Source organism: Micromonospora sp. AMSO1212t, from assembly GCF_008868145.1.
Classification (GTDB): Bacteria; Actinomycetota; Actinomycetes; order Mycobacteriales; family Micromonosporaceae; genus Micromonospora; species Micromonospora tulbaghiae.
Window position 1 is genome coordinate 1 of sequence record NZ_WBKS01000165.1, and the last position, 11,064, is coordinate 11,064.

The following is an 11,064-nucleotide window of genomic DNA, read 5'->3' on the forward strand; positions in this document are numbered from 1 at the left end:
GGCGGCGTCGCTGCCGCCCTCACTCGCCCCGCTGGCCTGCTCGCCGCCCCCCACCCGGGCCCCGTTCGCGGCGGCCGGGGCGCCGGCCTCCGCCCGGGGCGCCGGAGCCGGCAGCCCGCGCACGATCCGGCGCAGCAGCGGCAGCCGGGTGGCCACCGCCCGCCCCGCGCCGTGCCCGCTGGGCTGGTAGTAGTCGGTTCCGACGAGGTCGTCCGGAGCGTACTGCTGGGTGACCACCCCCCGGTGGTCGTCGTGCGGGTAGCGGTAGCCGGCGCCGTGGCCGAGGCCCCGCGCGCCGGAGTAGTGGGCGTCGCGCAGGCCGCGCGGCACCGCGCCGCCCCGACCCGCGCGTACGTCCGCGACGGCCGCGCCGATCGCCGTGGTGGCCGAGTTCGACTTCGGCGCGGTGGTCAGGTGGATGACCGCCTGGGCCAGGTTGAGCTGTGCCTCCGGCAGGCCCACGTACTCGACCGCGTGGGCGGCCGCGGTGGCCACTGTCAGCGCGGTGGGATCGGCCATGCCGACGTCCTCACTCGCGAAGATCACCAGCCGGCGGGCGATGAACCGGGCGTCCTCGCCGGCCACCAGCATCCGGGCCAGCCAGTGCAGTGCCGCGTCCACGTCCGAGCCGCGCATGCTCTTGATGAACGCGCTCGTCACGTCGTAGTGCGCGTCGCCGTCCCGGTCGTAGCGCACCGCCGCCACGTCGACCGCCTGCTCGGCCACGGCCAGGTCGATCCGGCCGGCGCCCAGGGCGGTCGCGGTGGCCGCCGCCGCCTCCAGCGCGGTGAGCGCCTTGCGCACGTCGCCCCCGGCGAGCCGGACCAGGTGGTCCTCCGCCTCCCGCGCCAGGACCAGCGCGCCGCCGAGTCCGCGCTCGTCGGCCACCGCGCGGCGCAGCAGCCCGCGTACGTCGTCGTCGTCCAGGGCCTGAAGGGTGAGCAGCACGCAGCGCGACAGCAGAGGCGAGATGACCGAGAAGTACGGGTTCTCCGTGGTCGCCGCGAGCAGCGTGACCGTCCGGTCCTCGACGGCGGCGAGCAGCGAGTCCTGCTGGGTCTTGCTGAACCGGTGCACCTCGTCGATGAACAGCACTGTGGGCGGGCCGCCGGACCGGCGTTGCCGCCGCGCGGTCTCGATCACGGCGCGGACGTCCTTCACGCCGGCGGTGAGCGCGGACATCGCGACGAACCGCCGGTCGGTGGCCCGGGCCACGAGGTGGGCGACGGTGGTCTTGCCGCTGCCCGGCGGACCCCAGAGGATCACCGACATCGGCGCCGCGCCCTCGACCAGCTGACGCAGCGGCGCGCCCGGCGCGAGCAGGTGCTCCTGCCCGACCAGCTCGTCGATGCCCGCCGGCCGCATCCGCACCGGCAGGGGCGAGTCCGCCCGGGCGTCGGTGAAGCCGTCGGCGCCGCCCGCGCCCGCGGGTGCGCCGGCCGGCTCGCCGAGGGTGAAGAGGGCGTCCGATTCCATCACGAGAACAGTACCGGGCCGGGCCGACGACGCCGGAATCGCGCCGCCGCCCCGACCCGGGTGGTCTTTTCCGGTCAGCCGCGACCCGGCCGCCGGCCCCGGTACCACCGGCCGCCACCGCCGCCGCGCGGGCCGGAGCCGACGCCGGCCAGGTAGAGCGAGAGCAGCAGGAAGCCGATGAGCATGAGCGTCGTGGTGCTGAACAGATCGGGCGCGCCGAGGTCGGTGTTCATGAAGTCGAGCAGCAGCGCGAAGCCGAACACGATGGCCGCGAGAATGGCGAGCATGTCGTTCCTCCGGTGGGGGTTCCCAGCAGGTCGGCGACGGATGTACCCAATCGGTCTGTTCGTCAATCTCCACCGTGGAACAGGAGATGCCCGGCCCCCGGTACGGACCGCGGGTGCTCTTAGGCTGGGGCAATGATCACGGTCGACGAGGCGCTGACCGGGCCGGAGGCACTGCTCGCCGCGACGGGCAACCACCCGTACGCCCGGCACGCGCTCCGGCGTGACCAGGCCGCGCGGGGGTGGCGGCACGACGGCGCGGTCGGATGGCTGCTCCCGCCGGGCGAGTGGTCGGCGGGCGGCGCGGTCGGCGCTCCCGGCCCGGCGCTCGACGTCTTCGCCGCCCAGCGGGCGGACGGGACGCTGTCGGCCGGCCAGTCGATCAACCTGCCGCGGGCGGATCCGGACGAGGTGTCCGCGCGGCTGCCGGTGGCCCGGCTGATCGAGTGGGACTTCCTCTGGACCACCGGCCCCCCGCCGCGGCAGCCGGAGCAGGAGCGGGTGGTGCGCCTGACCGGGGCCGACCGTCCCGCGCTGGCCGCGCTGATCGAGGAGGCGTTCCCGAGCACCACCTCCCGGCCGGGCGACCCGGGCGTCGTCGACTGGTACGGCATCCGCGACGGTGACCGCCTGCTCGCCGGCGGCGCCGATCGCAGCCGGGGCGACATCGGCTTCCTGGCCGGGCTGACGGTCGCGCCCGGGCATCGCGGCCGAGGGCTGGGCGCGGCGCTGACCGCCGGGATGACGCGCGCCCTGTTCGGCCGGTACGACGCCGTTGCGCTGGGCGTCTACCCGGACAACGTGGGCGCGATCCGCCTCTACCGCCGGCTCGGCTTCACCGCCGCCGAACGCCGCACGTCCATCAAGCTCGCCTGACGCGGCAGACGGCCCGCCCGCAACGTGGCCGCCCCGGCATTCCGCCTCGCCGCCCCGCTCCGCGACCACCGCACCACCGGACCCCCGCCGCCACGCGAGATCTTGGTACGAAACGGCCCTCATAGGGGCGTCCGCGCACCAAGATCTCTCCGCGTCTCACTTCGCGGAACTCATATCCCAAAAGCGAACACGGTGACGCTGCCCTGCCGCGGGAGTGGAACGCCATGGGTGTCGAACGGGGGGTGGAGGCACCCGTGGCGTTCCACCCCGCGTTGTGGCGAACGAGGCGCGGCCGTGACGAGCGGGCCGCGGCCCGTGCGGTGGCGGAGCGGTCGACGGGGCGGCGCCGGAAGTACTGCCGAGCCGACCGGCGACGCCTGCCGCCCGCACCCGGCGGCCAGCGCTGGGTGCGGGCCGCAGCGGCTCAGTCGCGGGCCGTCGACGCCGGCACGACCACCGACCCGGCCTCACCCCGACCGACTGCCTCGCCCCGACCGGCGGTCCCGTCCGCAGCGACGGCGGAGGCACTGTCGGCGGCGTCAAGGGCGGAGCCGGACGGCTCGGGGGCCAGACCGGCTCGGCCCGGTCCGCCGCCCGTCCCCTCCGGTTCCACTGTGACGTCCGACGGGGTACGGCGGGCGGCGCGCCAGGCCGGCAGGTAGAGCGGCGCGGCCACGGCGAGCATCACCCCGCCGACGATCATGGCGATGCTGACGCTCGTGGCGTCGGCCAGCGCGGTCAGCGTGACGGCGCCGAGCGCGCCGGCCGGCTGGCCGGCCATCGAGTTGAGCGACAGCACACTCGTCCGGTACGGGCCGTCGACCTGCCGGTGCAGCAGTCCCATGTGCAGCGGGTTCGACGCGCCGTGCACGGCGTAGCAGGCCAGGTACGCGATGAGGATGCCGACCGGACCGGCCAGCAGGCCCATGCCGACCACCGTCACGCCCTGGAGGATCCGCATCAGCGCGGCGGCCGGGGCGGCGCCGAGGCGGCGCAGCAGGAACGGGGTGAGCGCGGCGCCGGCGGCGTTGGCGAGCCAGGCCGCCGTGCCGGCGGGGCCGAGCAGCGCCGCCGCGCGGTCCGGGTTGTCGAGCACCTCGGCGAGGCGTACCGGGAGCAGCGACTCGAAGGTGACCATGCCGAACCCCCAGAACAGTTCGACGGCGACCAGGGCCAGCAGCACCCGGTTGCGGCGCAGCAGCCCGACGGCCTGCCCGACCATGCGGGGCGCGTCGACCACCGAGGCGCGCAGCGCGGCCGGGCCGGACGCGGGCCGCCGCTCGGCCATCAGCGCCAGCAGGGCCACGATGGAGACGCCCTGGAGCACGGCGGCGACGATCACCGGCAGCGCGAGGGCGCTGACCGGGCCGATCGGGCCGAGCGCGACGAGGCCGCCGCTGAGCAGTGCGCCCGCGCCGATGGCGACGCCGACCACGGTGCCGGCCCAGCCGAGGCCGCGCTCGTACTCGGCCTTCGGGTCGGCGGCGAGCGTGGCGTCGACGTACCAGGATTCCATCGGGCCGCTGTCGAGCGCCCGGTAGATACCCTGCAACGCCCAGACCAGGAAGAACATCCAGAACGAGTCGGCCACCGCCATCAGCGCCAGCGAGCCGAGGCCGACGGCCCAGGCGACGACAAGCACCGGCTTGCGGCCGAGCGCGTCGGCGAAGCCGCCGGTGGGCAACTCCAGCGCCAGCACGACGAGGCCCTGCGCGGTGGCGACCAGGCCGATCTGGGACAGCGTCAGCCCGCGCTCCTGCATCAGCAGGATCATCACCGGCATGAGCAGGCCGCTGGGCAGCCAGCGCAGGCCGTACAGCGTGAGGTAGCGGAACCGGATCTGGCGTACGGACAGCGCGGTCACGGCTTCTCCTCGGCAGGCGGCGGGGTGGACTGCGGCAACGCCGCGTCCATCGGGAGGGCGGCGAGGTAGAGCTGGACCGTCTCGGCGTCGGGGTCGTCGGGGTCGGTCTCGTCGCGGTGCCGCTCGAAGACCGCGAACACCTCCTCCTGGATCGCCTTGAGGCGGTCGACCGGAATCCGCATGAAGAAGTCACCCATGCCGAACGCGTCACGCCAGGCCGGCGACCACCGGTGCCGCTGGGCGAACCAGCGTTCGGCGTGCCCGGCGAAGAAGCGGACGTAGTCCGCCTCGATCCACTCGATGGCCGCCCGCGCGTCGGGGTCGTCGTCGAAGTCGCTGGACTCCCAGTTGGTGACGTCGTGCGCGGCCCGCCAGTAGCGCTGACGGCCGGTGCCGAGGCTCCGGTCCTCCACCACGAGGCCCACCTCGGCGAGTTGGCGCAGGTGGTAGCTGGTCGCGCCGCTGTTGGTGCCGAGCGCCTCGGCGAGGGCGGTGGCGGTGGCCGGGCCGCCCACGCGCAGCGCCCCGACCAGCCGCATGCGCAGCGGTTGGGCCAGGGCACGAACCTGGCGGTGGTCGATGCGTACGGTGCGCTCCTTCTTCTCCTCCATGGGATGCACAATATCTGTGCACACATTCCATGCACAAGAGACTTGCAAAGAATCTGTGCAACTAGCCGTACAGCTCGGCGATCCCGCGCAGCCGGGTCCGCAGCAGCCCCGCGGCGCGGGTGGAGTCCAGCACCACCTCACCCGGGCGGTGCTGCGCGGCGGCGGCGATCGTGGTCGTGCGCAGCCCGCCCGCGTCCACCCCGTCGTGCCGGGCCACCAGCACGCCCAGCTCGGCGCGGCTCACCGCCTCCGGCCCGGCCACGTTGAGCAGCCCGGCGTAGTCGCCCGGCACCAGCTCCAGCACCGCGGCGGCGAGGTCGGCGACGTGCACCGGGCAGCGCAGCTCGTCGGTGAACAACGTGGCCCGCCCGGCCAGCGCGTCCCGGCAGAGCTGGATCTGCTTGCTGCCCTCCCCCACGATCAGCGAGGTACGCACCACCGCCGCGCCCGGATCCACCGCCCGCACGGCCGTCTCCGCCGCCGCCTTCGCCGCCCCGTACGGGTGCAGCGGCGTGGGCACGTCCTCGTCCGCGTACGGCGTGGGCCGCCCGGCGTGCAGCGCGTCGCTGGACAGGTGCACCAGGCGGGCGCCCGCCTCGGCGGCGGCTACCGCGATGTGGGCCGCCCCGTCCGCGGTGACCGCCCAGTCGTCGTACCGGTAGGGGGTGGCGACGACCGCGTCGGGGCGTACCCGAAACAGCAGCTCACGCACGGCGGCGCGGTCGGTCACGTCGAGCCGGTGCGGCGCGGCGCCCGGCACCGCGACGGCGGCGCGGTGGTATGTGCCGGTCACCCGGTGTCCGGCGGCGACCGCCTGCCGGCACACCTCGGCGCCGAGGAAGCCGCTGGCTCCCACCACGAGCAGGTGCATCAGTCCTCCTGAAGATCGGAAAGGCCCGCGTCAGCATGACGCGGGCCTTTCCGGCAGGCGAGGATCAGGTGGGGTCGGCCACCGGGGCGGCCGGGCCGGCGGTGCCGGCGTGCGGGCCGGCCGGCGCCTTCGGCTTGGCGTCGATGCCGGCCTCGGCGCGCTGCTGCCCGGTGATCGGGGTGGGCGCGCCGGTCAGCGGGTCGAAGCCGCCCCGGGTCTTCGGGAACGCGATCACCTCACGGATCGAGTCCGCGCCGGCGAGCAGCATGCAGACCCGGTCCCAGCCGAACGCGATGCCGCCGTGCGGCGGGGCGCCGTACTTGAACGCCTCCAGCAGGAAGCCGAACTTGTCCTGCGCCTCGTCGGCGGTGATGCCGAGCAGGTCGAACACCCGCTGCTGCACGTCGCCGCGGTGGATACGGATCGAGCCGCCGCCGATCTCGTTGCCGTTGCAGACGATGTCGTACGCGTAGGCCAGCGCCCGGTCCGGTGCCTCCTCGAACCGGTCCACCCACTCGGCGTTCGGCGAGGTGAACGGGTGGTGCACGGCGGTCCAGCCGCCCGCTCCGCCGTTCTCCTGGTCGGAGGTCGGCTCGAACATCGGCGCATCCACCACCCAGCAGAACGCCCAGGCGCTCTCGTCGACCAGGTTCGACCGCTTGGCGATCTCGATCCGGGCGGCGCCGAGCAGCTCCTGCGCCTCGCGGGTGTTCGTGCTGGCGGCGAAGAAGATCGCGTCGCCGGGCTTCGCGCCGACCGCGTCGGCCAGGCCGGACAGGTGCGCCTCGGACAGGTTCTTCGCCACCGGGCCGCGCGGCTCGCCGGTCTCCGCGTCCAGCACCACGTACGCCAGGCCACGCGCGCCGCGCGCCTTGGCCCAGTCCTGCCAGCCGTCCAGCTCCTTGCGGGTCTGCGACGCGCCGCCGGGCATGACCACCGCGCCGACGTAGCCGCCCGCGTCGATCGCGCCGGCGAACACCCGGAACTCGGTGCCGCGCAGGTAGTCGGTCAGCTCGGTCAGCTCCACGCCGTAGCGCAGGTCCGGCTTGTCGGAGCCGTACCGGGACATGGCGTCGTGCCAGGTGATGCGCGGGATCGGCCGGGAGATCTCGTAGCCGGCGAGGTCCTTCCACAGCGCGGAGACGATCGCCTCGCCGAGGTCGATCACGTCGTCCTCGGTGACGAACGACATCTCGATGTCGAGCTGGGTGAACTCCGGCTGCCGGTCGGCGCGGAAGTCCTCGTCGCGGTAGCAGCGGGCGATCTGGTAGTACCGCTCCATGCCGCCGACCATCAGCAGCTGCTTGAACAGCTGCGGCGACTGCGGCAGCGCGTACCAGCTACCGGGCTGGAGGCGCACCGGCACCAGGAAGTCGCGGGCGCCCTCCGGGGTGGAGCGGGTCAGCGTCGGCGTCTCGATCTCCAGGAAGTCCCGCTCGTGCAGCACGCCACGGGCGATCTGGTTGGCCCGCGAACGCAGCCGCATGGCCTTGGCCGGGCCGCCCCGGCGCAGGTCCAGGTAGCGGTACTTGAGCCGGATGTCGTCGCCGGCCTCGATCTGGTCGTCCACCGGCAGCGGCAGCGGCGCGGCCTCGGAGAGCACCTCCAGCGCGCTCGCGGTCACCTCGACCTCGCCGGTGGGCAGGTCCGGGTTCTCGTTGCCCTCCGGGCGGCGGGTCACCTCGCCGGTGACCTTGACGCAGAACTCGTTGCGCAGCGCGTGCGCGTCCTCCTCGCGGAAGACCACCTGCACCACGCCGGAGGCGTCGCGCAGGTCGACGAAGATGACACCGCCGTGGTCGCGCCGGCGGGCCACCCACCCGGCGAGCGTCACCGTCGAGCCGGCGTCCGCGGCGCGCAGGCTTCCGGCATTGTGGGTACGGATCACGGCTGGCGTCTCCTCAATCTGGTCCACTCACTGCTCCCCGCATTCTGTCAGGACGGGCGGGCCCGCTCCCCGGCACCCGTCGAGCCGGGCCGCCCCGGGGGCGTGGCGAAAGCGCGGTGCGGGCCGGGTCCGGCGGTTTACCGTGGCCGGGTGCGTGCCGTACCGACCTGGGCCGTGGCCACCGCGGCCGCCGCGCCCGCGCTGCTGGTGGCGGGCTGGACGGTCGCGGGCGCCCGACAGGGGCCGGGATACGACCCGGTGCGGGACACGATCAGCGAGCTGGCCGGCGAGGGCGCCACCGATCCGTGGCTGATGGGCGGCGCGCTGGTGCTGCTCGGCTGCTGCTACTGCGCCACCGCTGCCGCGCTGCACGCCGCCGGGCTGCCCAGCCGCTTCCTGCTGGCGGTCGGCGGGGTGGCCACCGTCGCGCTCATCGCGTTCCCCCGGCCGCAGGTGGGCGGCTCCCCGGCGCACGGCGTGGTGGCCACTGTGGCGGTGCTCGCGCTGGCGCTGTGGCCGGCCGGGACGGCGCTGCGCCTGCCCCGCCGGGTGCCGCGTGCGGTGGCCGCCTCCCCGCTGGGCCGGCCGCCGTGGGCGTTCCGCCGGCCGGTGGCGCTGGCCGTCACGGCGGTGCTGCTGGCGTTGTTCGGCTGGTCGGCGGCCGAGGTGACGGGCGGCTCCCGGACCGGGCTGGCCGAGCGGGTGGCAGCGCTCGCGGTGACGCTCTGGCCACTGGCGGCGGTGCTGTCCGCGCGGCGGGCCCACCGGCACTGGACGGCCCGGACGGCCGGGCCGCCCCGGCCGGACGGCCCGCCGGTCGGTCCGGGCCGCCTCGGAGCGGGCACCTGACCGGGTACGCGGAACGGGCCGCCGGTCACCCGGCGGCCCGTTCGTGGGAGTGCGTGGATCAGAAGACGCTCACGCCGTAGCGGCTGAGGGCCTCGGTGACCGGCTGGAAGTAGGTGGTGCCACCGGTGCGGCAGTTGCCGCTACCGCCGGAGGTGAGGCCGAGCGCGACGGTGCCGGCGAACAGCGAGCCGCCGCTGTCGCCCGGCTCGGCGCAGACGTTGGTGCGGATGAGGCCGGAGACGCTGCCCTCGGCGTAGTTCACGGTCGCGTTCAGCGCGCTGACGCTGCCGCTGCGCAGGCCGGTGGTGCTGCCGGAACGGCGGACGGACTGGCCGACGTACGCGTTGCCGGCCGAGGTGATGTCCTGGAAGCTGCCGTTGTAGAGCGAGACGTTGCCGGCCGCGTTGGCCGAGTTGCTGTGCCGGACGATGCCGTAGTCGTTGCCCGGGAAGCTGGTGCCGGTCCGGGTGCCGAGCAGGCTGGTCTGCCCGGAGTTGCTGTACCAGCTCGACGAGATGTTGGTGCAGTGGCCCGCGGTGAGGAAGTAGTAGGTCGAGCCGCTGCGGACGTTGAACCCGAGCGAGCAGCGGCCCCCGCCGCCGGCGTAGATCGCCTGGCCGCCGGAGATCCGGGTGCTCAGCACGCCGGCCTCGGCCTCGACGCGGATCGCGCCGTTGTGACGGGCGGCGGCGGCCTTGACCCGCTCCAGCTTGGCGCCGGTGACGGTGCTGTCGACGGAGACGACGACCTGGTTCGTGGCCGGGTCGGTCCACCAGGCGGTGCCGGGGATCTTCGCGGAGCGCTCCAGCTCGCTGGTGGCGGCGTTGAGCTTGTCCGCGCCGCGCGCCACGATCTTCGGGATGGCGCCGGCGTCGCGCACCTGGCGGGCGGTCGCGGTGTCGGTCACCGTGACGATCATCTTGCCGCTGGCGTCGGCGTACGTGCCGGCCGCGCGGTCGCCGAGCTTCTCGGCGAGGGTGGCGGCGGCGTCCGGCGAGAGGGCCGTGGGGGCGGCCTGCGCGGGTGCGCCGAGCAGCGAGCCGGTGACCAGGGTGCCGGCGACGGCGACTGCGGCGGCGCGGCGGAGCGTGGACCTCGTGGGTCGCATGTAACAACCTCCGAATGGGGGTGAACGGGCGCTGTCATGGGGGCACGCCCGAGGACAACCCGGGCGACCTGGGGAAACCGCCCGGGTGCCCAAAGTATTCACACATTTAAGATCGTAAACAAGACATGGCTTTGCCCGGATTCGCACCGGCGCCCGATGTAACGCCGAAGCAACAACATCGACACCATCTGTCAGAGCCGGTCAGGGGTTGCGGCGGCGGACCCCCGGACCCGGGCGGGGCAGCACGTCGCGCGCCTCGGTGATCTCGTGCCCCTCGGCGCAGCGCAACCCGACCCGGACCTCGGCGCCGCAGTCGCGGTGCGCGACGCTCAGCGGCGAGCCCTCCGGGTCGGCCAGGTAGCGGTCACCCCACCCGAGCACTGCGACGAGCACCGGCCACAGGTCCAGGCCCATCTCGGTGAGCCGGTACTCGTGGCGCGGCCGGCTGCCCGGCTCCCGGTACGGCTCACGGCGCAGCACGCCGCGCTCGACGAGCATGGCGAGCCGGTTCGTCAGCACCTGGCGCGGGATGCCGGTGCGCACCCGCATGTCGTCGAACCGGCGTACGCCGTTGAAGACCTCGCGCAGCACGACGAGGGTCCACCGCTCGCCGAGGATCTCCATGGCGCGCGCGATGGTGCAGTTCTCCACCGACCAGTCCAGTGCCGCGGGTCTCATGCCGACCAGGCTAGGTCTGATTGACAGACTCAGCAACGCGCTGCGAGGCTGAGTCCATGACTCAGACGCAGGGCCGCACCCGCACGTTCACCTGGTCCGACCCGGCGGCCGGCGCCGCGCACCTGGGCCGGCGCAGCGGCCTGGAGCTGATGCAGGCGATGATCGCCGGCGAGCTGGCCGCACCGCCGATCATGCACCTCGTCGACATGTCCCGGATGGAGGCCGAGGAGGGCCGCGTCGCGGTCGAGCTGCTGCCGCAGGAGTTCCACTACAACCCGCTCGGCACCGTGCACGGCGGCGTCATCTCCACGCTGCTGGACACCGCCGCGGCGTGCGCCGTGCACACCACGCTGCCGGCCGGCGTCGGCTACACGTCGCTGGACCTCAACGTGAAGTTCCTGCGCCCCGTCACCGTCGACAGCGGCCTGCTGCGGTGCGAGGGCACCGTGCTCCAGCGGGGCCGCCGTACCGCCCTGGCCGAGGCCCGCCTGACGGACCCGGCCGGCCGCCTGGTAGCCCACGCCACCTCAACCTGCCTGATCTTCCCCCTCCCCTGACC

Annotated in this window: 11 protein-coding genes; 3 read left to right on the forward strand and 8 right to left on the reverse strand. The window is 74.4% G+C overall.

Annotated features, from left to right (window positions below; genetic code table 11):
* Positions 1-1,476, reverse strand: a 1,476-nt coding sequence (locus F8279_RS27175) for a replication-associated recombination protein A (RefSeq protein ID WP_225853428.1), incomplete at its 3' end; no start/stop codon positions are given.
* A gap of 74 nt (positions 1,477-1,550) precedes the next feature.
* Positions 1,551-1,763: a hypothetical protein gene (locus tag F8279_RS27180; protein WP_013285485.1), complete on the reverse strand. Its 213-nt coding sequence runs from the start codon at positions 1,761-1,763 to the stop codon at positions 1,551-1,553.
* 132 nt (positions 1,764-1,895) lie between these two features.
* Here F8279_RS27180 and F8279_RS27185 point away from each other — a divergent pair, with 132 nt between their 5' ends.
* Positions 1,896-2,636 carry a GNAT family N-acetyltransferase gene (locus F8279_RS27185; RefSeq protein WP_151501454.1) on the forward strand — a complete coding sequence of 247 codons (741 nt, stop codon included), beginning with the start codon at positions 1,896-1,898 and terminating at the stop codon, positions 2,634-2,636.
* A gap of 424 nt (positions 2,637-3,060) precedes the next feature.
* On the opposite strand, the gene F8279_RS27190 is transcribed toward F8279_RS27185, so the two are convergent.
* The 4 genes from F8279_RS27190 to aspS form a co-directional block, all read right to left on the reverse strand.
* Positions 3,061-4,500, reverse strand: a complete 1,440-nt coding sequence (locus F8279_RS27190) for an MFS transporter (RefSeq protein ID WP_091424269.1) — start codon at positions 4,498-4,500, stop codon at positions 3,061-3,063.
* Positions 4,497-5,111, reverse strand: coding sequence for a helix-turn-helix domain-containing protein (locus F8279_RS27195; protein ID WP_091424265.1), 615 nt, complete (start codon positions 5,109-5,111; stop codon positions 4,497-4,499). The genes F8279_RS27190 and F8279_RS27195 overlap by 4 nt, the downstream gene beginning before the upstream one ends.
* Before the next feature lie 61 nt (positions 5,112-5,172).
* Positions 5,173-5,982 carry a sugar nucleotide-binding protein gene (locus F8279_RS27200; RefSeq protein ID WP_151501455.1) on the reverse strand — a complete coding sequence of 270 codons (810 nt, stop codon included), beginning with the start codon at positions 5,980-5,982 and terminating at the stop codon, positions 5,173-5,175.
* A 64-nt stretch (positions 5,983-6,046) separates the two neighbouring features.
* Entirely contained in the window at positions 6,047-7,870 is a 1,824-nt protein-coding gene (gene aspS, locus F8279_RS27205; protein ID WP_151501456.1) for an aspartate--tRNA ligase, read from the reverse strand.
* A gap of 150 nt (positions 7,871-8,020) precedes the next feature.
* Here aspS and F8279_RS27210 point away from each other — a divergent pair, with 150 nt between their 5' ends.
* Positions 8,021-8,719 carry a DUF998 domain-containing protein gene (locus F8279_RS27210; protein WP_225853429.1) on the forward strand — a complete coding sequence of 233 codons (699 nt, stop codon included), beginning with the start codon at positions 8,021-8,023 and terminating at the stop codon, positions 8,717-8,719.
* Between the two features lie 58 nt (positions 8,720-8,777).
* Here F8279_RS27210 and F8279_RS27215 read toward each other — a convergent pair whose 3' ends face one another.
* Both F8279_RS27215 and F8279_RS27220 read right to left on the reverse strand, forming a co-directional pair.
* Entirely contained in the window at positions 8,778-9,827 is a 1,050-nt protein-coding gene (locus F8279_RS27215) for a S1 family peptidase (protein WP_091424253.1), read from the reverse strand.
* 201 nt (positions 9,828-10,028) lie between these two features.
* Positions 10,029-10,505, reverse strand: a complete 477-nt coding sequence (locus F8279_RS27220) for a helix-turn-helix domain-containing protein (protein ID WP_091424250.1) — start codon at positions 10,503-10,505, stop codon at positions 10,029-10,031.
* 56 nt (positions 10,506-10,561) lie between these two features.
* Between F8279_RS27220 and F8279_RS27225 the strand changes: the two genes are divergently transcribed.
* Positions 10,562-11,062: a PaaI family thioesterase gene (locus tag F8279_RS27225; protein WP_091424247.1), complete on the forward strand. Its 501-nt coding sequence runs from the start codon at positions 10,562-10,564 to the stop codon at positions 11,060-11,062.
* Positions 11,063-11,064 lie beyond the last annotated feature (2 nt).

Coding starts and splice junctions, on each gene's coding strand:
- F8279_RS27180 (WP_013285485.1), bottom strand. CDS start 1,763: ATGCTCGCCATTCTCGCGGCCATCGTGTTCGGCTTCGCGCTGCTGCTC.
- F8279_RS27185 (WP_151501454.1), top strand. CDS start 1,896: ATGATCACGGTCGACGAGGCGCTGACCGGGCCGGAGGCACTGCTCGCC.
- F8279_RS27195 (WP_091424265.1), bottom strand. CDS start 5,111: ATGGAGGAGAAGAAGGAGCGCACCGTACGCATCGACCACCGCCAGGTT.
- F8279_RS27200 (WP_151501455.1), bottom strand. CDS start 5,982: ATGCACCTGCTCGTGGTGGGAGCCAGCGGCTTCCTCGGCGCCGAGGTG.
- F8279_RS27215 (WP_091424253.1), bottom strand. CDS start 9,827: ATGCGACCCACGAGGTCCACGCTCCGCCGCGCCGCCGCAGTCGCCGTC.
- F8279_RS27220 (WP_091424250.1), bottom strand. CDS start 10,505: ATGAGACCCGCGGCACTGGACTGGTCGGTGGAGAACTGCACCATCGCG.
- F8279_RS27225 (WP_091424247.1), top strand. CDS start 10,562: ATGACTCAGACGCAGGGCCGCACCCGCACGTTCACCTGGTCCGACCCG.